Origin of the sequence: Candidatus Epulonipiscium viviparus (assembly GCF_000171335.1) — a bacterium.
Taxonomy (GTDB): Bacteria; Bacillota; Clostridia; order Lachnospirales; family Cellulosilyticaceae; genus Epulonipiscioides; species Epulonipiscioides viviparus.
On record NZ_ABEQ01000011.3, the window covers coordinates 23,520 to 43,975 of the forward strand.

At 38.1% G+C, this 20,456-nt stretch carries 38 protein-coding genes; 29 read left to right on the forward strand and 9 right to left on the reverse strand.

Annotated elements, in window-relative coordinates; genetic code table 11:
* Nucleotides 1–42 precede the first annotated feature (42 nt).
* The 8 genes from EPU_RS02685 to uxuA form a co-directional block, all read right to left on the reverse strand.
* A complete protein-coding gene (locus EPU_RS02685) occupies nucleotides 43–2,442 on the reverse strand; it encodes a hypothetical protein (protein ID WP_029487878.1) in 2,400 nt (799 codons plus the stop codon).
* Nucleotides 2,443–2,557: 115 nt separating this feature from the next.
* On the reverse strand, nucleotides 2,558–3,823 hold the full coding sequence (locus EPU_RS02690) for a hypothetical protein (protein ID WP_010166522.1): 1,266 nt from the start codon (nucleotides 3,821–3,823) through the stop codon (nucleotides 2,558–2,560).
* Nucleotides 3,824–3,940: 117 nt separating this feature from the next.
* Nucleotides 3,941–5,629 carry a sensor histidine kinase gene (locus EPU_RS02695; RefSeq protein WP_029487880.1) on the reverse strand — a complete coding sequence of 563 codons (1,689 nt, stop codon included), beginning with the start codon at nucleotides 5,627–5,629 and terminating at the stop codon, nucleotides 3,941–3,943.
* Between the two features lie 12 nt (nucleotides 5,630–5,641).
* Complete coding sequence (locus tag EPU_RS11315) at nucleotides 5,642–6,475, reverse strand: response regulator transcription factor (RefSeq protein ID WP_044149350.1); 834 nt, start codon at nucleotides 6,473–6,475, stop codon at nucleotides 5,642–5,644.
* A 112-nt stretch (nucleotides 6,476–6,587) separates the two neighbouring features.
* Nucleotides 6,588–8,174, reverse strand: a complete 1,587-nt coding sequence (locus EPU_RS02710; protein ID WP_010166529.1) for a mannitol dehydrogenase family protein — start codon at nucleotides 8,172–8,174, stop codon at nucleotides 6,588–6,590.
* 4 nt (nucleotides 8,175–8,178) lie between these two features.
* On the reverse strand, nucleotides 8,179–9,576 hold the full coding sequence (gene uxaC / locus EPU_RS02715; protein ID WP_010166530.1) for a glucuronate isomerase: 1,398 nt from the start codon (nucleotides 9,574–9,576) through the stop codon (nucleotides 8,179–8,181).
* 3 nt (nucleotides 9,577–9,579) lie between these two features.
* A complete protein-coding gene (locus EPU_RS02720; RefSeq protein WP_029487881.1) occupies nucleotides 9,580–10,581 on the reverse strand; it encodes a Gfo/Idh/MocA family protein in 1,002 nt (333 codons plus the stop codon).
* Between the two features lie 3 nt (nucleotides 10,582–10,584).
* Nucleotides 10,585–11,625: a mannonate dehydratase gene (uxuA, locus tag EPU_RS02725; RefSeq protein ID WP_029487882.1), complete on the reverse strand. Its 1,041-nt coding sequence runs from the start codon at nucleotides 11,623–11,625 to the stop codon at nucleotides 10,585–10,587.
* A gap of 200 nt (nucleotides 11,626–11,825) precedes the next feature.
* Between uxuA and EPU_RS02730 the strand changes: the two genes are divergently transcribed.
* On the forward strand, nucleotides 11,826–12,527 hold the full coding sequence (locus tag EPU_RS02730; RefSeq protein WP_010166536.1) for a GntR family transcriptional regulator: 702 nt from the start codon (nucleotides 11,826–11,828) through the stop codon (nucleotides 12,525–12,527).
* Here the strand turns inward: EPU_RS02730 and EPU_RS02735 are convergent.
* Complete coding sequence (locus EPU_RS02735; RefSeq protein WP_029487883.1) at nucleotides 12,524–13,234, reverse strand: tRNA threonylcarbamoyladenosine dehydratase; 711 nt, start codon at nucleotides 13,232–13,234, stop codon at nucleotides 12,524–12,526. The two genes, EPU_RS02730 and EPU_RS02735, sit on opposite strands and share 4 nt — an antisense overlap.
* Nucleotides 13,235–13,385: 151 nt before the next feature.
* On the opposite strand from EPU_RS02735, the gene EPU_RS02740 reads away from it, so the two are divergent.
* From EPU_RS02740 to EPU_RS14390, 28 genes are all read left to right on the forward strand, one after another.
* Nucleotides 13,386–15,131, forward strand: a complete 1,746-nt coding sequence (locus EPU_RS02740) for a MutS-related protein (protein ID WP_029487885.1) — start codon at nucleotides 13,386–13,388, stop codon at nucleotides 15,129–15,131.
* Between the two features lie 78 nt (nucleotides 15,132–15,209).
* Nucleotides 15,210–16,043 carry a 16S rRNA (cytidine(1402)-2'-O)-methyltransferase gene (gene rsmI, locus EPU_RS02745; RefSeq protein ID WP_029487887.1) on the forward strand — a complete coding sequence of 278 codons (834 nt, stop codon included), beginning with the start codon at nucleotides 15,210–15,212 and terminating at the stop codon, nucleotides 16,041–16,043.
* Nucleotides 16,044–16,092: 49 nt separating this feature from the next.
* Nucleotides 16,093–16,224, forward strand: a complete 132-nt coding sequence (locus EPU_RS14280; RefSeq protein WP_255347263.1) for a hypothetical protein — start codon at nucleotides 16,093–16,095, stop codon at nucleotides 16,222–16,224.
* A 29-nt stretch (nucleotides 16,225–16,253) separates the two neighbouring features.
* Nucleotides 16,254–16,385 (forward strand): hypothetical protein, encoded by a 132-nt coding sequence (locus tag EPU_RS14285; RefSeq protein ID WP_010166543.1) that lies wholly within the window; start codon nucleotides 16,254–16,256, stop codon nucleotides 16,383–16,385.
* A 29-nt stretch (nucleotides 16,386–16,414) separates the two neighbouring features.
* Entirely contained in the window at nucleotides 16,415–16,546 is a 132-nt protein-coding gene (locus EPU_RS14290; RefSeq protein ID WP_010166545.1) for a hypothetical protein, read from the forward strand.
* A gap of 29 nt (nucleotides 16,547–16,575) precedes the next feature.
* A complete protein-coding gene (locus tag EPU_RS14295) occupies nucleotides 16,576–16,707 on the forward strand; it encodes a hypothetical protein (protein ID WP_010166548.1) in 132 nt (43 codons plus the stop codon).
* Nucleotides 16,708–16,736: 29 nt separating this feature from the next.
* A complete protein-coding gene (locus EPU_RS14300) occupies nucleotides 16,737–16,868 on the forward strand; it encodes a hypothetical protein (RefSeq protein WP_010166550.1) in 132 nt (43 codons plus the stop codon).
* 29 nt (nucleotides 16,869–16,897) lie between these two features.
* Nucleotides 16,898–17,029, forward strand: coding sequence for a hypothetical protein (locus EPU_RS14305; protein ID WP_010166552.1), 132 nt, complete (start codon nucleotides 16,898–16,900; stop codon nucleotides 17,027–17,029).
* A 29-nt stretch (nucleotides 17,030–17,058) separates the two neighbouring features.
* The gene (locus EPU_RS14310; protein WP_010166554.1) at nucleotides 17,059–17,190 is read left to right on the forward strand and encodes a hypothetical protein; all 132 of its coding nucleotides are present in this window, start codon (nucleotides 17,059–17,061) and stop codon (nucleotides 17,188–17,190) included.
* Nucleotides 17,191–17,219: 29 nt separating this feature from the next.
* On the forward strand, nucleotides 17,220–17,384 hold the full coding sequence (locus EPU_RS13865) for a hypothetical protein (RefSeq protein WP_010166556.1): 165 nt from the start codon (nucleotides 17,220–17,222) through the stop codon (nucleotides 17,382–17,384).
* Nucleotides 17,381–17,512: a hypothetical protein gene (locus EPU_RS14315; protein ID WP_010166558.1), complete on the forward strand. Its 132-nt coding sequence runs from the start codon at nucleotides 17,381–17,383 to the stop codon at nucleotides 17,510–17,512. Before EPU_RS13865 ends, EPU_RS14315 begins: the two co-directional genes overlap by 4 nt.
* Nucleotides 17,513–17,541: 29 nt before the next feature.
* Nucleotides 17,542–17,706 carry a hypothetical protein gene (locus EPU_RS13870; RefSeq protein ID WP_010166560.1) on the forward strand — a complete coding sequence of 55 codons (165 nt, stop codon included), beginning with the start codon at nucleotides 17,542–17,544 and terminating at the stop codon, nucleotides 17,704–17,706.
* The gene (locus tag EPU_RS14320) at nucleotides 17,703–17,834 is read left to right on the forward strand and encodes a hypothetical protein (RefSeq protein ID WP_010166562.1); all 132 of its coding nucleotides are present in this window, start codon (nucleotides 17,703–17,705) and stop codon (nucleotides 17,832–17,834) included. Before EPU_RS13870 ends, EPU_RS14320 begins: the two co-directional genes overlap by 4 nt.
* 190 nt (nucleotides 17,835–18,024) lie before the next feature.
* Nucleotides 18,025–18,150: a hypothetical protein gene (locus EPU_RS14325; protein WP_255347264.1), complete on the forward strand. Its 126-nt coding sequence runs from the start codon at nucleotides 18,025–18,027 to the stop codon at nucleotides 18,148–18,150.
* Nucleotides 18,147–18,278, forward strand: coding sequence for a hypothetical protein (locus EPU_RS14330; RefSeq protein WP_010166562.1), 132 nt, complete (start codon nucleotides 18,147–18,149; stop codon nucleotides 18,276–18,278). Before EPU_RS14325 ends, EPU_RS14330 begins: the two co-directional genes overlap by 4 nt.
* Before the next feature lie 29 nt (nucleotides 18,279–18,307).
* Entirely contained in the window at nucleotides 18,308–18,454 is a 147-nt protein-coding gene (locus EPU_RS13875) for a hypothetical protein (protein ID WP_010166566.1), read from the forward strand.
* Nucleotides 18,429–18,560, forward strand: coding sequence for a hypothetical protein (locus EPU_RS14335; protein ID WP_010166568.1), 132 nt, complete (start codon nucleotides 18,429–18,431; stop codon nucleotides 18,558–18,560). Before EPU_RS13875 ends, EPU_RS14335 begins: the two co-directional genes overlap by 26 nt.
* A 29-nt stretch (nucleotides 18,561–18,589) precedes the next feature.
* Nucleotides 18,590–18,721, forward strand: a complete 132-nt coding sequence (locus EPU_RS14340) for a hypothetical protein (protein ID WP_010166570.1) — start codon at nucleotides 18,590–18,592, stop codon at nucleotides 18,719–18,721.
* Nucleotides 18,722–18,750: 29 nt separating this feature from the next.
* Entirely contained in the window at nucleotides 18,751–18,882 is a 132-nt protein-coding gene (locus tag EPU_RS14345; protein WP_010166570.1) for a hypothetical protein, read from the forward strand.
* Nucleotides 18,883–18,911: 29 nt separating this feature from the next.
* Nucleotides 18,912–19,043: a hypothetical protein gene (locus EPU_RS14350; protein WP_010166572.1), complete on the forward strand. Its 132-nt coding sequence runs from the start codon at nucleotides 18,912–18,914 to the stop codon at nucleotides 19,041–19,043.
* A gap of 29 nt (nucleotides 19,044–19,072) precedes the next feature.
* Nucleotides 19,073–19,204 (forward strand): hypothetical protein, encoded by a 132-nt coding sequence (locus tag EPU_RS14355; protein WP_010166574.1) that lies wholly within the window; start codon nucleotides 19,073–19,075, stop codon nucleotides 19,202–19,204.
* Nucleotides 19,205–19,233: 29 nt separating this feature from the next.
* Nucleotides 19,234–19,365 (forward strand): hypothetical protein, encoded by a 132-nt coding sequence (locus EPU_RS14360; protein ID WP_010166576.1) that lies wholly within the window; start codon nucleotides 19,234–19,236, stop codon nucleotides 19,363–19,365.
* 29 nt (nucleotides 19,366–19,394) lie between these two features.
* The gene (locus tag EPU_RS14365; RefSeq protein WP_010166543.1) at nucleotides 19,395–19,526 is read left to right on the forward strand and encodes a hypothetical protein; all 132 of its coding nucleotides are present in this window, start codon (nucleotides 19,395–19,397) and stop codon (nucleotides 19,524–19,526) included.
* A 29-nt stretch (nucleotides 19,527–19,555) separates the two neighbouring features.
* On the forward strand, nucleotides 19,556–19,687 hold the full coding sequence (locus EPU_RS14370) for a hypothetical protein (RefSeq protein WP_010166578.1): 132 nt from the start codon (nucleotides 19,556–19,558) through the stop codon (nucleotides 19,685–19,687).
* Between the two features lie 29 nt (nucleotides 19,688–19,716).
* A complete protein-coding gene (locus tag EPU_RS14375; RefSeq protein ID WP_010166570.1) occupies nucleotides 19,717–19,848 on the forward strand; it encodes a hypothetical protein in 132 nt (43 codons plus the stop codon).
* Between the two features lie 29 nt (nucleotides 19,849–19,877).
* Entirely contained in the window at nucleotides 19,878–20,009 is a 132-nt protein-coding gene (locus EPU_RS14380) for a hypothetical protein (RefSeq protein WP_010166570.1), read from the forward strand.
* Nucleotides 20,010–20,038: 29 nt separating this feature from the next.
* On the forward strand, nucleotides 20,039–20,170 hold the full coding sequence (locus EPU_RS14385) for a hypothetical protein (protein ID WP_010166572.1): 132 nt from the start codon (nucleotides 20,039–20,041) through the stop codon (nucleotides 20,168–20,170).
* Nucleotides 20,171–20,199: 29 nt separating this feature from the next.
* Nucleotides 20,200–20,331: a hypothetical protein gene (locus EPU_RS14390; protein ID WP_010166574.1), complete on the forward strand. Its 132-nt coding sequence runs from the start codon at nucleotides 20,200–20,202 to the stop codon at nucleotides 20,329–20,331.
* The last annotated feature ends 125 nt before the right edge of the window (nucleotides 20,332–20,456 follow it).

The following is a 20,456-nucleotide window of genomic DNA, read 5'->3' on the forward strand; positions in this document are numbered from 1 at the left end:
TAAAAAGAGCTGCGACCCTTGTCACAGCCTCTCATAATATTATTATACTAAAAATGGGGTTCCTACTAACACCGCTTCTTGGTCATAAACCACGAGGGCATTAATTTCGTAATTAAAAACAAACACAGTTTCTACATATCCTATTACATCGCCCGGATTTGGCCCTGTTATCGGCTGAACTACAACCAAATTTTTGGTAGGTTCTTTCCAATACTGCAAAAACTCTATCTTATTTAGAGGGCGCACCTGGCCAGTAGTTGGAGCTATCAGTTTTCCGTCTTTGCTATATATCGAACTCAAGTTGAGTTTAATTTGACTAATATCYAATACGAATTTTTTGCCAGTTGATAACGCAACCTTTACCTTATAGTCATCTGCATATGTCACATCACCAATAAACTGCACATTAAAATCTCGTGAATCAAAAATCATTCTCAAGCTTCCAGTATTGAACGAATAGATAAATATTTCTGAGTTGGTATCGGTATGATCAGCCTCGATYTTTACRACAGTATCCAGATATGCTTCYCCTGAAAAATTCACAAGTTCTAAAGTTGGATCATATCCTGTTGTATATGGCAAGATAATTTGCATAGTAGGTGTGTTGGCATCGCTGCTTTCTATAAACAATGTTAAAGCCGTAAAATATTTTTCTACACTGGTGGTTTTTCCCACTAACGAAACAGTTTCTGTGTGTGATCCTCCCTTAATATTGCCGACTTTGCTATCTAAGATGGTATATTCTGGAGAGATCTTTGCCCCCACTATATARCTACCAGGTTTTTTATTTGGCTCTGCAACTGGCATATCCTCCTTTGCTGTTGTGATTGCCGCTACTCCGTTTGATGTTGCCTCTGTTTTGTCATCGCCTAGCGGTGCGACTTTTATGGCCGATGGTATAGTCATTGGCGTGTTTGCGTTGATGGTCTCTTCATTGCTCACTGGAGCGACTTTTATGTTCGATGGTATAGTCACTGGTGTATTTGCCGCTGTTGTTGCTTCTTGTGATGTTGCAATTGAATTTGGCTCTTTTAACGGATCCACTCCTTGAGTAATAGATTGCGAATATACTTTAAGTCCATTTGCCTGATAATCAAATTTCAATGCCATATTTATGTATCCTAGCACTGTCTGATTATTTAATCCCAAAATTGCCTGAATCGTTACTAAGCTCTGCGCATTATCTATGTCTTCGTAATATACTTGACTAAGAGGCATTATTTGACCATAGCCATTGCCTACTAATGTCATTCCACCAAAGCTAACATTAAATTGTTGCGAATTAAAAATCATTTTTAAGCTGCCCGTATTAAATGAGTATACAAAAAATGAAAGCCCAGTAGTTATTGGATCGGCATATGGGTTGGGCTCTATTTTTACAGAAATATCTTTGTATGCTTCTCCCGAAAAATATCCAACTTGTAGCGATGGATTATACCCTGCCGTAACAGGTAAATTTATTCGTATGCTTGGTTCACCTTGGCCAGTTTCCACAAACAAATACATATCCGCACAATACCCTGACACGTCTCCTATGCGCCTACCTACCAACTTAATTATCTCTGATGTTGATCCAGATTTTACATTTCCCAGCTTTTGATCCAATATCACATCATCTGCTCCCATCTGCGCACCCAACACATAGCTTGGCGACGTTGCAGAAAGAACTGTTCCCACAGGTGCAACTGGTGTATTTTCATTTGGCAACGGAATTACCGGCCCCCCCACTTCTGGTGTTGAAGTATTTGGCCCTACTGGCAAATTTGGCGTTGTAACATTGGGACCTACCGGAATGTCTGGTCTTGGAATGTTTGGTGTAACAGGATAGCCTGGATTCAGTGGATTCACCACAAAATCTGTTGTTGCTGGTTCATTATACGGCTCTGCGGCGATTGTTTTTACTATTGATGCTGAATCAGGAGGCAATTCTACCTTTTTTAACTCATCTGTTAACGATCCCGACAGCTCCTTTGCTTCTTTTGGCATTTGATTTTTTAAAATTTGTATCGCTGGACTAACTAACAAATTAGGATACAACTTAACTTTAGCATTATATTTAACATTTCCTATTATAGCTATGAAGTTTAAAAAATCATCGTGAAAGAACAGTCTTTCTGCACTCAATGCTTTGTTGTTTTTTTCTAATACACTAGAAACTACTTCTATTTCATCTAAATTTTTCCAGTACCCTTCTTTTCTTTCTGAGTCTCCTATTGATCTAGCATACGTTAATGTCCACGCGTCTGTATTATTTTTATCCAGTACAGCTAGGTAATTTCTATCTTTATTTTCCATTAGTATTATGATCTCTGACTGCCCGTCTCCATCGACATCTGATAGCAAAAAGTGTGCGTCATTCATACTATTTCCCAGCAACTCCACTTCTGCATCCTCTGGTACAAACCCTTGCAAAGATTGTTCTAATAATTCATTTATACCCATTTGATTGCCTCCTTAATATCGATATAATAATATCTTATGAAACTGATAAATTTTTAGAATTAGTCCCATATAAAAAGGCCAAACTGTCAATAGCAATCATTTTTTCTCGATCTTATTACTCTAACAAATACAACTGCTGATCTTTCATTTGCAATTCACCATATCTTGTATATCTAAGAGTTGTCTCAATATATCCCAAAACAGTTTTTATAGCTGCCGAGCCGTTATCATACTGACTCACAATATTCTGCGTTACTATTACATCAATAGAAATTTCGTTCTCTACAAATTTTAAATTATTCATTACTATCATGGTTTTTCCCGAAACTTTTCGCAATATTCCTTCGTCATCATATATTACATTTACATACTCTGGCTGCTCCAAATTCCATTCAAAAAAATTGCCATTTCTAAGTTGTATCACTGCTTCATAATTTTCTCGCAATATCAGTCTTCCACCAAATTGATACTCAAAATACTCCGAGCTAAAATGCATCTGCAGATCGCCTCTGTCAAATGTATATATAAAAGTATTTAAAACATCTGTTCCCACTATGTCCGTACCAATTTTAACTACTATATATTCAATATTTTGGGCTATAACTAAATCTTGGTTTGTAAATTCTATGAGTTCTAATTCTGGGTTGGTACCACTTGATATAGGCAAATCAAACTTGATGGAAGTTTTTTCGACAAGATCTTCTATAAAAATGCATAAAGATGTATAAAAGGCAGGTCCAATCGCTGCAGTTCTTCCTACCAATTTAGCCATATGCGTAGGATAACTCTTGTTACCCAAAAGCTCTTTTTCATCAATTACAACATCGTAATCATCCAACACTGCTTTATTTTTATAGACCACCGGCGTTGGCGTTATAATTAGTCCCTCTGTAATAGGGTTTACAACGGCAATTTCCTCTTCATATGCTTGATAGATAAACTCTTCTATTTCTTCTTCTCTATATTCTTCGTTTGCAACAATTTCAATGCTTTCAAATTTTAGTTTACACTGTAACTCATATCTTACCTCATCAACAATGGCAACGCAGTTTAATACCTCTTTGTTAAACAGATCTTTTATCTCAATGGTAGCCAAGTTCGAAATATTAATCTCAATATCTATTATAGTCAAAAATTCTAATTGCTCCGTAGTCGCATCTATTTCGTGATAGAAACATACGCTCCATTTAAAATTTTTTCTATCTAGCATTGTTAGATAAGTTTTCTTATTGTATCTAATTAACATAATAATTTCAGGTTGATCATCGTCATCAACATCTGAGATCAAAAAATCTGTAGTATCTATCGCTGTTTCTGTTAGCTCCACTTTAGTATCTTCAGGCACAAATCCGCGTAGGACATTTCTAAAATAACATGACATATATGTACCTCCTTAAACTTATACGATATTATTATTTTATGAGGATAACAATAAATTAGAATTAGTCCCATAAAAGAAATTGTACATATGTATTGGCTTTTTACATTTGCAAGCTTCTTATATAATTTCGGCATCCACGATCTTTTTTATGTGCAATATAATTTTGGTCCCTTTTCCCTCTGTGCTCTCTATTTGCATTCCATAYTCCTTTCCATATAACATCTGAATCCGTCTGTTTACATTCATCATTCCTATCGAGCTATGCCCAGCGGTTTTTGTGTCTTTATTTGCCAGAATTTTATCTAAAATTTCCGACTTAATTCCCACCCCATCGTCTTCTATCTCTATATCTATATYTTGCCCCACTTTTTTTACTCGCACCCAAATCATACTCGGCTCCACTTTGCCTTCTATTCCATGCACAATGGCATTTTCTACCATAGGCTGAATTAGCAGCTTTGGAATGTAAAAAAAATCCAACTCCTCATCTACTTCAAATATCACAGAAACTTTATCTCCATATCTAACTTCTTGGATTTCCACATAATCTATTAGGTTTTGAATTTCTTCTTTAATCTGAACATACTTTTTTTTGGAAAGCGAATACCGCATCAATCTGCCCAGCGATGCCGTAATATCTCCAACATCGTCCATTCCGCGCATTCTTGAGAGCCAATTTATTGTTTCTAATGTGTTATATAAAAAATGAGGGTTTATTTGCATTTGTAGCGATCGTATTTCTGCATTTTGCTTTAGTACCTTTTGYTCATACTCACTTTCTATTAATTGCTTCATATCCCATACCATCTGATTAAACGTATGATTTAGYAYTGCAATCTCATCTTGAGTGCGTATTTCTAAGTGACTATCTAAGTTTCCTTGCCCCACCTTATACATTTCATTTGCTAAGTCTCGCAAAGGTCTCGTTAACTGCTTTGATACGCCTACAATAATAACCAACCCCGCAATAGCAATAATCAAGATGCATACAGTCATTTGGTATTGAAATGTTAAYACGTCGCTTAGATACTCATTTCTRGGCGTCGAAAATATTAGCTTCCACCCATTATATAGCGGTTCACTCACAAACACGATATAGTCTTCCGAACGAACAATATTTTCATAGACAGAACTTTGTTTGTCTAGAAAGTTATGGTACTCAATAGAAATAATCTGACCCGTCGACTCTTCTTCTTTACTTGCAATTAGCTGCCCCAAATCATTAACCAAGTATACTTCCTTTGCCTGCTTATAGTGTATATCTCTTAATATATCATTAAACCAACTTTCGTTAATCTCTATAATCAGCTTCCCTTTCTTTTCTCTCACATCTTTAATATAGAGCAGTGTATTTTGCTTAATATACCAACCTTCTTTGAGCTTTCCATAACTTTCTCTAACATTTAAATTATTATAGTCGCTATTATCTTTTATAAAATTCACTGTCGTTATATTTTCAGCAATTAGATATATCGCATCTATCTCTTCTTTTGTTATCGCATAGTCTTTAAGCAACTTGATAGTTTTGTCTCTATTTGCTAGAGTTACCTCTTCCAAATACCTATTAAGCGTATTGCTTTCACATAAATCTATGGCAACATTTTCCATTTCCAATATATTTTTATCGATCTTTAACACTGTATTATCTGCCACATACTTTAAATACTCATTACTTTTTTGATATAATGTATTTTCCCAGATGCTATACATAAGAATTATGCTTATAATTATAGGCATAAGGATCGATAAGATTACCGCTAAAATTAGCTTTTTTTCAAACGAAAGTCTATTACCCATTGTTTTCATTTTTCACTTCCTTTAAGATTCTTTAATATTAGACAAATAATTGCTTAAAGACAGGTTTTTTATACATTTATCTTTGCGGTACTCATTAGGAGTTTGCCCATGATATTTTTTGAAAACCTGGCTAAAATATCTGCTATCCAAAATTCCTACTCTATTAGCAATATCGATATTTTTGAGATTTGTTGTCTTCAATAATTTGGCAGCATGATACATTCGCACCGATGTAAGTATCTCTAAAAAAGTGTGCCCCGTATTCTTTTTTATATATGAACTCAAGTACACACTAGTAAAATGATGCTGATCCGCCAACACTTGCAATGTAAGCTCTTTTTCATAATTGCTGTAAATATACTCTAATATTTTTTTGATATCCTGGTTTTTGTCATTGTTAATTGCTATCTTTGCACCTACAATATTTTGATAGTCAGTTATCTTTTGTTCCATTTCTTCCACATACTCTTTTTCCTTTGATTCTTTTATCAGTTCATCTCTTGCCCTCGCTGCTGTATCTAGTATTTCTGCTGGAGTTGATGGTTTTAAAATATAATCAAAAACGCCCAAAGCCAATGCTTCTTTTGCGTATTCAAATTCACCATATCCGCTTAAYAAAATGATCTTTATATTGGATTTTATTTCCTTTAAGTACTTTGCAATCTCCAAACCTGTTTTACCTGGCATCTTTATGTCTGATATCAAAATATCAAATTTTAACGAGTCAATAAGCTCTATTGCTTCTAAACCGTTTTTGGCTTCTCCCACAATTTCCATATTGTAATTATCCCATCTCAAACTTTTAAGTCCCATACGAATAATGCGCTCATCATCTGCTATCACAACTTTAAACATAGTTACCCCTCCATATCTTTCTTAAACACAATTTCATTATATACCAGTCTTTTTAAAAAGACTACCACGAGCAAAAAAAGAGGGACCGACAATTTATCGCCCCCCCTGACTTTTATATACAATATTTTTTTAATGTTGCTCTTACAGCGCCTTCTCCTGCTATCATCTCTACAAACATACTTTCTATCTTTGCAGCAAGTCCTATTTTGGTTAAGTCTATGCCGAATATCTTTTCGTTTGCTAGAATCTTGGCTGCTTCACCTTTATATTCTTTGCCCAATTTTACTGCTGCCAACGATGCTCTTAGCTCATCCAACATCGGATCTGAACTTAAGGATATTTCTGCGCCCGCATCGTCTACTGCTATTAGATATCTCAGCCATCCTGCTATTGCTAGCGGAATAAATGTTAGCTCTTGTGCTTGATCAACTTTTACATATGCTTTGATAGTTTCTCCAAAACGTATTCCAACTTTTTGAGATGTATCTGTCGCTATACGAGCTGGGTCATCTGGAATAAATGGATTGCTTAATCGCTCAAACACTTCTGCTAAAAATTGCTTTGGCTCTATGATTTCCGGATTTACGACAACTTTCATTCCTTCTTCACCGATTTTTTTGACCAAAGTTTTTAGCTGCTCATCTTGCATCTCCATATATATGCGGTTGTATCCTAACACTACGCCATATACAGCGAGAGCCGTATGCAACGGGTTTAAGCAAGTGGTTACTTTCATCGTTTCTACTTTTGCCACTGTCGCTTTGTCTGTTATATACACACCTGCCTTTTCTAGAGGAGGCTTGCCATTTGGAAATTTATCTTCTATGACGAGATATTCCGCCACTTCTGCGTTTACAAATGGCGCTATAAATGTTCCTTTGCTTGTGGTTATTGCTTGAATATTTTCTATGCCTATTTTATTTAGCTCGGCTTCTACTTCTGCTGCCGGTCTTGGCGTAATCTTATCTATCATACTAATCGGAAATGCCACGACGGATTCGTCTTCTAGATATTKGATAAATTCTTTCGGCACAAAATTATGCTTATACCATTCATTGGCAATTGTCAATACTGCACTCTTTAGCTTGTCACCGTTTCCTGCACAGTTGTCCATYGAYACTAATGCAATCGGTGCAGCATTTGTATTAAATCTGTCTAACAATAAACTACATACCACGCTTATTGCATGATTACATTTAGCTGGCCCGTTTGTAATGTCTGTTGCCACTTCTCCAAAATATACTCCATGGGCATCTGCCAGCGCGTATCCCTTTTCTGTAATTGTGAAGCTTGCCATTTGTAGCGAAGGATTTTTGAATGCTTTCTTTAATATTGYGTAGTCCGCATACGCCGAATTGCCCTTTATTCCTGTTGCAATGCTGGCAATTATTTCTTTCTCTAACACACCTGTTGGATTTAGTCTCACMAGCAACGCTAGGTTATCGTATGGTTCGTATATTTTATCAATTATATCGAAATCGAATGTTTCTACGGCTATAATTCCTGTATGAACCAATCCCTTATTTAACAAATCGTTTGCTATGGCCGCGATGTATCCTCTAAAAATATTTCCGGCACCGAAATGCACCCACTTAGGGCTTGCGACAGTATTTTCTGCCATCTTTTTAATATCGTAACGAGGAGTTTTAACCCCCACTTGTTCCCACAAAACTTTAGAAGTTGCTAGTTTCAATTTCATAAAATTACTCCTTTGCAATATAGTTGTTGATATTGTTAAAGCAAATGCCCTCTACGATTTCTTTTAGCACGTCTTTATCATATGGATACTCACCGTTTTCAACCAGCTTGCCAATTTCATTGCATAAGATTCTCCTAAAATATTCATGGCGAGGAAATGATAAAAAGCTTCTGGAATCGGTAAGCATTCCCACAAATCTAGATAACAGACCCATATCGGCAAGGCTTCTCATCTGATTGATCATCCCATTTTTGGTATCCATAAACCACCAGCCTGATCCAAACTGGATTTTGCCCACGACGCCTCCACCTTGAAAATTGCCTAGCATCGCAGCTAATACCGCATTATCTGCTGGATTTAAACAATATAATATGGTTTTTGGCAAGCTATCTGTTGCGTCTAATGCATCTAGCAATTTTGACAACGGCGCGGCAACAGGACTGTCAGCAATAGAGTCAAATCCAGTGTCTGGCCCTAACTTTGTTAGCATCCTTGCAGAATTATTGCGAAGCGCCCCGATGTGTAACTGCATTACCCAGCCCCTCTTAGCATACTCTTGCCCTACAAATTTCCAGATATATCCTTTATATTTTGCAAGCTCGCATGCAGACAGCTCTCCTCCAGAAATCGCTTTCTTAAATATAGCATCAACCTCTTCTGCCTCTGCAAACTCATACATCACTACATCCATTCCGTGGTCAGACAATCTACAACCTACTTCATGAAAATAATTTATTCTATCTTCCAAAAATTTCGTAACATCTGCAATGCTCTCCATTGTGTATCCCATCGCTCTTACCGCATCTATATAAGGAAGGAAGAACGTTTTTTCTGCGTTTACCAAGCTGTCTGGCCTAAATGTTGGCAACACTCTAAAATCGAGATTTTCCTCTTTTAACAGCTTGTGATACTGCAAATCATCTTTGGGATCATCAGTTGTACACATCACTTTTACATTACTACGCTCGATGAGGCTTCTAACTTTAAACTCATCTTGTTGCAACATTGCATTACATTTGTCGTAGATTTCTTGGGCAGTCTTTTCTGATAGAGTTTCATATATATTAAAAAATCGCTGCAATTCCAGATGCGTCCAGTGATACATCGGATTTCCTATAACATATGGCATAGTTTTTGCAAATGCTAAAAATTTTTCATATGGTGCTTTATCACCAGTTGCATAAGATTCATCGTAGCCATTGGACCTTAGAATTCTCCATTTGTAATGATCTCCACCCAACCACACTTGCGTAATGCTATCATATTTTCGATTTTCATAAATTTCCTTTGCAGATAAGTGATTGTGATAATCATAAATCGGCATTGCCTTTGCAACATCATGATAAAGCCACTGTGCAACTTCACCAGCTAATAAAAAATTGTCATCCATAAACTTTTTCATACTCTATCCTCCAATAGTCACCTTTTTGTTAGTATTGCTTGATAAGTTGATTGCATCGATAATCGCTATGCTGTTTGCCGCACTCTCAACAGTTGCATAATTGTCTGTATCGTTTAGAATTGCTTGATAAAACCCTTCTATGCAAATTTTATGGGCAGCGCCGTAGTAGTGTTTTGTGCCTGTTGCTTTTACATTTTCACAAATCAGCTCTTTGGTATCTTCTACCAGCTTATATAGCGCACCGTCTTCCATCTTAAATGTAGCCTTTTCACACACCACTTCTATTTCTACGCTTGAGTTTGYGCAATACCCCACTGTTGCAAAGAAGATTGCGTTMGCATCGATATTTTTGTACGTTAGACTTGCCATTACCGAGTCTTCTATTTCTACTTCGGGCAACGTGAGGTTTGCAGTCTTTGCRAATACATCACTAAAATCGTCTACAATAAAACTTAGCAAATCGATAGTGTGAATGCTTTGATTTAGCATGACTCCRCCGCCGGCCTCTGCCAAAGTTCCGCGCCATTTAGATTGGTTGTAATAACCCATTTTTCTATCCCAAGTTACCATTCCTTTTGCACCCAAAACTTTGCCATACTCTTCTGATTTTACGATCTCTCTCAACTTAATTGTTGTATTGTTTAGACGATTTTGAAAGCAAACTCCAATTTTAACGCCATATTTTTGTTCAAGCCCAAACAACTCCGCAACCTCGGCAGAATTTATTCCAACAGGCTTTTCTTCGAACACGTTCACTCCTGCTTTAGAAAACTTTTTTACAGTTGGCACATGTAGATGATGCGGCAAGCAAATGTGAACTACATCTAGCTCTTCTTTGGCTAGCATCTGGTCCATATCAGTATACTTTGCAACATTCTCAAACGATTCCATCTTTGCAGCATCAATATCGCATATCGCAACAATTTTGCCGCTCGCAATTTCYTCCATTGCTTTGAAATGCACTTGCGCTACAGTTCCGATTCCAATAATTCCAATTTTTAACATATGTCACCTCACTTTACAAAGCGTTTCCCATATACCTGTTATATACATAGCACCTAAAGCGCGATCAAATAGYCCATATCCCGGACGCCCAGTTTCGCCCCAAATCATTCTCCCATGRTCTGGTCTGATATACCCGTTATAACCTACATCATGATAGGCTTTTAGAATCTCTACAAAATCTAGCGAACCGCAAGGGCTGTAATGCGCGGACTCTTCAAATCCATTGTTTAGTAATTTTACATTACGCAGATGCGCAAAGTGAATKCGAYCCATCGCGCCATACTTTCTGACCATCTTGATATAATCATTTTCTGGAGAGCATCCTAACGAGCCGCTACACAACGTGAGTCCATTATATTTGCTATCAACAATACTTAAGAATCTGTCGATGTTGGCTTCGTTTGTGATTATTCGTGGAATTCCAAAAATAGGCCAAGGGGGGTCATCCTGATGAATCGCCATTTTAACATCACACTCGGCAGCAACGGGGATGATTTCCTTTAAGAAGTATTCCATGTTCTCCCAAAGCCCATCTTCTCCCAGTTCTTTGTACGCAGCAATCAGCTCCGCCATCTCATCTTTGGAATAGCTAGAATCCCAGCCTGGCAATGCCAAATTTCCTGCTATCGGGTCCATCTTTGCCACTTGTTCTTCATAGAAAACTAGTGCATTAGATCCATCGGCAAGCTCTTTATCTAGCTGACTTCTAGTCCAATCAAATACAGGCATAAAGTTATAGCAAATCACCTTAATTCCCGCATTTGCCAATCTCCTAATATTTTCTTTATAGTTTGCAATATACCTTTTATAATCTCCGCGCTTCAACTTTATGTCTTCGTGAACYGGAACGCTTTCTATAACTTCCATTTCTAGACCGCTTCTAACAACCAACTTTTTCAATCTTACGATATCTTCTGTAGGCCACACTTCACCAACTTTTGCAGTGTAAACTGCTGTTACCACACCACTCATATTGGGGATTTGTTTAATTTTGTCCAAGGTGACTCTATCATCTTCTCCATACCATCTAAAAGTCATTTTCATAGGCTGAACCTCCCTTAATTAATTTGTATAATTACATTATAGCAATAAATTCCATTGTATACAAGTCTCAACTTTAAAATTTTATACACTATTTTTCCTATATATTTACACTAGAGCATGTATACACGCAAATCGCTCATTCCGCTATTAACCTTGCAATCGATGATATAATGTTAGAAACGTTTTAGGAGGAAAATCATATGGCAGCAAATCCTTATTTATCAACAGCAGGCATTTATCAGACACTTAAAGATGAGATTATTAATTTGGAGCTAGAACCCGGCACCTTTATTGGCGAAATCGAAATTTCTAAACGCTTTAATATCTCTCGAACTCCCATTCGCGAAGTGTTTAAACGCCTCGAGTATGATGGACTTATCAATATTATTAAAAATAAGGGGACTCAGATCAGCCCCATCAATTTGCGTAAAATTTTGGATCTTATGTTTATACGCGAAAAAGTGGAGATCGGCATCTTGGAAGAAAGTCTTTCGCTATTTACTGCCGATACAATTATACATCTTTCATTAATCATTGCAGAGCAATCTGATCTAATTTACAAATCCAAAGCTTCCATTGAGGATCGTGCAATAGAGTTTTATAAGCTAGACAATCTATTTCATGAGACTCTTTGCAGATTTTCTAATAGACCTGATTTATGGAAATTTTTTATTAACCTGCTTCCTGACTACAGTCGCTTTCGTGTCGTTTCTGCACGTCTTAACACAGATCTTACTCTCGAAAAATTGTATCTAGAGCATGCAGCTATTTTGCAGCATATTAAAGAAAAAGATCTCGATGCCATCAAAATCATTTATAAAGAGCATATTTTTTCGGGTATCACGAGATTTGAGCAACTACTAGAGAGCACTCCTGAATATTTTATTAAGACGGCATACTAATTCGCTACCAGGTTGCGTACCACTATAGAAGCCAAAATTAATCCAGATACAGACGGCACAAATGCTACGGATCCTGGAGTTTGTCTCCCTTTTGTCTCACCATTCGGACACATTGCTGGCGTGATTGGCGGCTCTGTTGAATATACCACATCTAACTTTTTGACACCCCGTTTGCGAAGCTCATGGCGCATCACCTTAGCAAGAGGGCACATCGACGTTTTATAAATATCTGCAACTGTAAGCTTTGTTGGATCCAGCTTGTTTGCAGCGCCCATCGCACTCACTATTGCTATTTCTCTTTCTACGCATCTCACAATTAGGTCTATCTTTGCAGTTACCATGTCTATCGCATCTACCACGTAATCATAGCTATCTAGCAACAGTTCTGCTGCCGACGCCTCGGTGTAGAGCTCTTTGTATGCGGTCACTTTTATCTCGGGATTGATTTCGAGTAGGCGCTCTTTCATTATGTCTACCTTAGCGTAGCCCACAGTTTTTTGCGTTGCATGAATTTGTCKATTGATATTGGACCTTGCAATGTTGTCGTTATCTATTAAAAYTAGCCTGCCCACACCCGTTCTCCCCAGTGCTTCTGCAGTATATGAACCCACTCCTCCCACTCCAAATATCGCGACCGTTTTAGATTTGAGGCGCTCCATCGCATCTTCTCCTAGTAGCATCTGAGTTCTTGAAAATGTATCTATCATAAATATAACTTCCTTTACTATAATTTTTGCTACTATCAATCATATAATACGCAATGCCAAACTACTAGGTATAAAAAAAAAAATTTCATTTACCCCCTTTCTTTTTCTAAAAAACCCATTATAATGGTAATAAAAACAGTGGAGGTGGCTTATGTCAATTGATGATTTTAATGTGCGTATATATAAAGCACGTCAAGAAGAAATATTTTTAACTAATAGAAGCAATCAATTTGTGACTTTGCGACTTTTTACAGTTATAGGGTTTTTAYTGTGTCTTTATTTTTATATTAAAAGCGCTGCCTTTACCTCTGCTGTTCTTGCGACTGCTTTATCATTTACATTTGCTATAGAAGTAGTTTTGCATGTTTACACTAAGAAAAAGCTTCGTGTTGCTCAAATCACTCAAGCAATTAATCAAGACTATATTCGGCGCATCGGAGATGAATGGAAGAACTTTATCGATACCGGTGTCGATCTTGCAGATGCCAACCATCCATATGCTTTTGATTTGGATATCGTTGGCCCAGCTTCGCTATTTCAGAAGATTAGCATTTGCAAGAGTTTTATGGGCAGAATTAAATTAGCAGATTTTTTGTTGCATCAGAGCGACATTAAAGTTTCTGAAAGTAGGCAAAAGGCGGTCAATGAGCTTACCTACGATATAGATTTTTTGATCGATTTACAAGTTGCCCTAGGTGAAAAATCCGAGATTAGAAAGAATCCAGAATTTTGGCTTAATATAGAAAATATCAAGATTTTTGAGTCTAATTTAGTCAATTTGCTGATGAAAACTACTCCTTATGCGATTATTATAATGCTATTTTTAGGCAATTTTTTTACTATAGCGGCAGTAATTTTAGTTATTATTAATATAGGTTTATACTTGCTTGATAAAAATAAAGCCAATGTTGCGTTAATTCAAAGTGCGTCATATCAAATTGAGCCTTACCTTAACGCGCTGTCTGTTGCGGCATCAAAAAGCTTTACTTCTTCTTATCTTTCATATAAATCAAGCGATATTTTTAATGCGATTGATTCGTTAAAACAGCTGGAGAAAATCTCTTCTTTAGCAAGTGTCACACGACAACCGTTGTTAGCTTTGCCGCTAAATGGTATATTCATGTGGGATTTTTGGATCACACATCTGTGTCTACAATGGCAACAGCAATACAGTGGCAATCTTAGACAAGCCATATCCTTTTTGGCTGAGGTTGAAGCACTCGCTAGTTTGACAACGCTAAATTTAACTGATCAGACTATCTTTCCTCAAGTAACTGCAACAAAAATAATTCGAGCAGAAGCGTTAGGACATCCTCTCATTTCGGCACAAACACGCGTTGCAAATACTTTTAAGATGAATGATGAAGTATTAATCATTACAGGATCTAATATGTCTGGTAAAACTACGTTTTTGCGAACCATTGGCATCAATCTGGTCTTAGCTTATGCAGGTGCGGGCGTCACTGCAAAAAATTTTCACTGCGGCGAATTTAATATTCACACTTCTATGCGCATCAATGATAATCTTGGTGAGCACACGTCGTCGTTTCATGCAGAAATTAAGCGCATCAAGCTTATTTTAAATGCTCTACAATCCACAAAGCCACTATTTTTTCTTATAGACGAAATATTTAGAGGCACCAATTCTAAAGACCGGATCAACGGCGCTAAAGGGGTTATCAGATCTCTCAAAAACAATGGCGCCATCGGATTGATTACTACTCATGATCTTGAAATGTGTACGTTAGATCAGCTCGATGGCATAAAAAATTACCACTTTGAAGACTTTTTTGATAATCAGCAAATGTTTTTTGATTATAAACTTAAACATGGTGTTAGCACAAAAACCAATGCTAGATACTTACTTGAAATGATAGGCATTGTAATGTATGAATAATGTCGTATTATCTCTTGCGCATCAGCCCATTTACTGCTATTACACACACATATATATCAAATATACAAAGGAAAATTTATGCTAACATTATGCGCAACACCAATCGGGAATTTAGCTGATATATCACTTAGAACTTTAGAAATATTAAAAGAATCAGATCTGATTCTCTGCGAGGATACTCGAGTTTCTATCAGACTACTAAATCATTATAACATTACCGCTAGACTCGAAAGTTATCATGAACACAACAAGAATTCGAAGACCGCCTCTATTTTRCGGCAACTACGCGAAGGKAARTCTATTGCCTTAGTAACAGATGCCGGGACTCCGGGAATATCAGACCCTGGCGAAGATTTGGTACGAGCTTGTGCTGCAGAAGGCATTTCAGTTACTGCAACTCCTGGGCCTGTAGCTTTTGTTGTTGCACTCATTTTATCCGGAAAGTCTACACGTCGATTTGTATTTGAAGGTTTCTTACCATCTGATAAAAAAGAACGGTTAGCCGTCGTCGCATCGCTTGTGGACGAAACTCGTACGATTATTTTATACGAATCTCCACATAGAATTACAAAAACACTATCGCTTCTTTTGGAGCATCTTGGCAATCGCAATATCACGCTTGCACGGGAGCTTACAAAAAAATTTGAAACACTAATACACTCAACAATATCTGATGCTATTGTTGAATTCGAATCTACTACTCCTAAAGGTGAGTTCGTTGTTATTATCGAAGGCAAAGATGCCAATGAGCTTAAGGCTGATTCTGCCAAAAAATGGATCAACATGAGCTTTGAGGCACATATGGATCTCTATTTGAAGCAAGGATTTTCCGAAAAAGATGCCATGAAAAAAGTCGCTACCGACCGGGCTATTTCTAAGCGCGATGTTTATGCTCAACTTAAAATCAATTAGGTTGATACAACTGCTACTCTTGTAGTATCTCAAGCGGCTTATCAAAAGTTTGAAATCTTACTTAGTATCCTCTAATGCTAGCGTAACTTTCGAATTTATTGATTATCTCGGCGTGGTTACTATTTTCAAGCGCGAAGATGCGAATGCGCTTAAGGCTGATGCATCTCTGGCAACTTATTAGCCTTGCCTTTATGGTGGCTTATCAAAAGTTTGAAATCTTATTTAGCACCCTCTAATGCTAGCGTAACTTTCGAATTTATGGATTATCCAGGCGTGGTTGCTGTTGTTAAGCGCGAAGATGCGAATGCGCTTAAGGCTGATGTATCTCTGGCAACTTATTAGCCTTGCCTTTATGGTGGCTTATCAAAAGTTTGAAATCTTATTTAGCATCCTCTAATGCTATCATAACTTTCGAATTTATTGATTATCTCGGCGTGGTTGCTGTTGTCAAGCGCGAAGATGCGAATGCGCTTAAGGCTGATGTATCTCTGGCAACTTATTAGCCTTGCCTTTATGGTGGCTTATCAAAAGTTTGAAATCTTATTTAGCATCCTCTAATGCTAGCGTAACTTTCGAATTTATTGATTATCCAGGCGTGGTTGCTGTTGTCAAGCGCGAAGATGCGAATGCGCTTAAGGCTGATGTATCTCTGGCAACTTATTAGCCTTGCCTTTATGGTGGCTTATCAAAAGTTTGAAATCTTATTTAGCACCCTCTGATGCTAGCGTAACTTTCGAATTTATTGATTATCCAGGCGTGGTTGCTGTTGTCAAGCGCGAAGATGCGAATGCGCTTAAGCCTGATGTATCTCTGGCAACTTATTAGCCTTGCCTTTATGGTGGCTTATCAAAAGTTTGAAATCTTATTTAGCATCCTCTAATGCTAGCGTAACTTTCGAATTTATTGATTATCCAGGCGTGGTTGCTGTTGTCAAGCGCGAAGATGCGAATGCGCTTAAGTCTGATGTATCTCTGGCAGCTTATTAGCCTTGCCTTTATGGTGGCTTATCAAAAGTTTGAAATCTTATTTAGCACCCTCTGATGCTAGCGTAACTTTCGAATTTATTGATTATCCAGGCGTGGTTGCTGTTGTCAAGCGCGAAGATGCGAATGCGCTTAAGGCTGATGTATCTCTGGCAACTTATTAGCCTTGCCTTTATGGTGGCTTATCAAAAGTTTGAAATCTTATTTAGCACCCTCTGATGCTAGCGTAACTTTCGAATTTATTGATTATCCAGGCGTGGTTGCTGTTGTTAAGCGCGAAGATGCGAATGCGCTTAAGGCTGATGTATCTCTGGCAACTTATTTGCCTTGCCTTTATGGTGGCTTATCAAAAGTTTGAAATCTTATTTAGCACCCTCTAATGCTAGCGTAACTTTCGAATTTATTGATTATCCAGGCGTGGTTGCTGTTGTCAAGCGCGAAGATGCGAATGCGCTTAAGGCTGATGCATCTCTGGCAACTTATTAGCCTTGCCTTTATGGTGGCTTATCAAAAGTTTGAAATCTTACTTAGCATCCTCTAATGCTAGCGTAACTTTCGAATTTATGGATTATCTAGGCGTGGTTGCTGTTGTTAAGCGCGAAGATGCGAATGCGCTTAAGGCTGATGTATCTCTGGCAACTTATTTGCCTTGCCTTTATGGTGGCTTATCAAAAGTTTGAAATCTTATTTAGCACCCTCTAATGCTAGCGTAACTTTCGAATTTATTGATTATCCAGGCGTGGTTGCTGTTGTCAAGCGCGAAGATGCGAATGCGCTTAAGGCTGATGTATCTCTGGCAACTTATTAGCCTTGCCTTTATGGTGGCTTACCAAAAGTTTGAAATCTTATTTAGCACCCTCTGATGCTAGCGTAACTTTCGAATTTATGGATTATCCAGGCGTGGTTGCTGTTGTCAAGCGCTAAGATGCGAATGCGCTTAAGGCTGATGTATCTCTGGCAACTTATTAGCCTTGCCTTTATGGTGGCTTAYCAAAAGTTTGAAATCTTATTTAGCAYCCTCTRATGCTAGCGTAACTTTCGAATTTATKGATTATCCAGGCGTGGTTGCTGTTGTCAAGCGCGAAGATGCGAATGCGCTTAAGGCTGGCTTATCAAAAGTTTGAAATCTTATTTAGCGCCCTCTAATGCTAGCGTAACTTTCGAATTTATTGATTATCCAGGCGTGGTTGCTGTTGTCAAGCGCGAAGATGCGAATGCGCTTAAGGCTGATGTATCTCTGGCAACTTATTAGCCTTGCCTTTATGGTGGCTTATCAAAAGTTTGAAATCTTATTTAGCACCCTCTGATGCTAGCGTAACTTTCGAATTTATGGATTATCCAGGCGTGGTTGCTGTTGTCAAGCGCGAAGATGCGAATGCGCTTAWGGTGGCTTATCAAAAGTTTGAAATCTTATTTAGCRCCCTCTAATGCTAGCGTAACTTTCGAATTTATKGATTATCCAGGCGTGGTTGCTGTTGTCAAGCGCGAAGATGCGMATGCGCTTAAGGCTGATGTATCTCTGGCAACTTATTAGCCTTGCCTTTATGGTGGCTTAYCAAAAGTTTGAAATCTTATTTAGCATCCTCTAATGCTAGCGTAACTTTCGAATTTATGGATTATCCAGGCGTGGTTGCTGTTGTCAAGCGCGAAGATGCGAATGCGCTTAAGCCTGATGTATCTCTGGCAACTTATTAGCCTTGCCTTTACGGTGGCTTACCAAAAGTTTGAAATCTTATTTAGCATCCTCTAATGCTAGCGTAACTTTCGAATTTATGGATTATCCAGGCGTGGTTGCTGTTGTCAAGCGCGAAGATGCGAATGCGCTTAAGCCTGATGTATCTCTGGCAACTTATTAGCCTTGCCTTTATGGTGGCTTATCAAAAGTTTGAAATCTTACTTAGCACCCTCTAATGCTAGCGTAACTTTCGAATTTATTGATTATCTCGGCGTGGTTGCTGTTGTCAAGCGCGAAGATGCGAATGCGCTTAAGGCTGATGTATCTCTGGCAACTTATTAGCCTTGCCTTTATGGTGGCTTATCAAAAGTTTGAAATCTTACTTAGCACCCTCTAATGCTAGCGTAACTTTCGAATTTATGGATTATCTAGGCGTGGTTGCTGTTGTCAAGCGCGAAGATGCGAATGCGCTTAAGCCTGATGTATCTCTGGCAACTTATTAGCCTTGCCTTTATGGTGGCTTACCAAAAGTTTGAAATCTTATTTAGCATCCTCTAATGCTAGCGTAACTTTCGAATTTATGGATTATCTAGGCGTGGTTGCTGTTGTCAAGCGCGAAGATGCGAATGCGCTTAAGGCTGATGTATCTCTGGCAACTTATTAGCCTTGCCTTTATGGTGGCTTATCAAAAGTTTGAAATCTTACTTAGCACCCTCTAATGCTAGCGTAACTTTCGAATTTATGGATTATCCAGGCGTGGTTGCTGTTGTCAAGCGCGAAGATGCGAATGCGCTTAAGGCTGATGTATCTCTGGCAACTTATTAGCCTTGCCTTTATGGTGGCTTATCAAAAGTTTGAAATCTTATTTAGCACCCTCTAATGCTAGCGTAACTTTCGAATTTATGGATTATCCAGGCGTGGTTGCTGTTGTTAAGCGCGAAGATGCGCATGCGCTTAAGGCTGATGTATCTCTGGCAACTTATTAGCCTTGCCTTTATGGTGGCTTACCAAAAGTTTGAAATCTTATTTAGCATCCTCTAATGCTAGCGTAACTTTCGAATTTATGGATTATCCAGGCGTGGTTGCTGTTGTCAAGCGCGAAGATGCGAATGCGCTTAAGCCTGATGTATCTCTGGCAACTTATTAGCCTTGCCTTTACGGTGGCTTACCAAAAGTTTGAAATCTTATTTAGCATCCTCTAATGCTAGCGTAACTTTCGAATTTATGGATTATCCAGGCGTGGTTGCTGTTGTCAAGCGCGAAGATGCGAATGCGCTTAAGCCTGATGTATCTCTGGCAACTTATTAGCCTTGCCTTTATGGTGGCTTATCAAAAGTTTGAAATCTTACTTAGCACCCTCTAATGCTAGCGTAACTTTCGAATTTATTGATTATCTCGGCGTGGTTGCTGTTGTCAAGCGCGAAGATGCGAATGCGCTTAAGGCTGATGTATCTCTGGCAACTTATTAGCCTTGCCTTTATGGTGGCTTATCAAAAGTTTGAAATCTTACTTAGCACCCTCTAATGCTAGCGTAACTTTCGAATTTATGGATTATCTAGGCGTGGTTGCTGTTGTCAAGCGCGAAGATGCGAATGCGCTTAAGCCTGATGTATCTCTGGCAACTTATTAGCCTTGCCTTTATGGTGGCTTACCAAAAGTTTGAAATCTTATTTAGCMTCCTCTAATGCTAGCGTAACTTTCGAATTTATGGATTATCTAGGCGTGGTTGCTGTTGTCAAGCGCGAAGATGCGAAT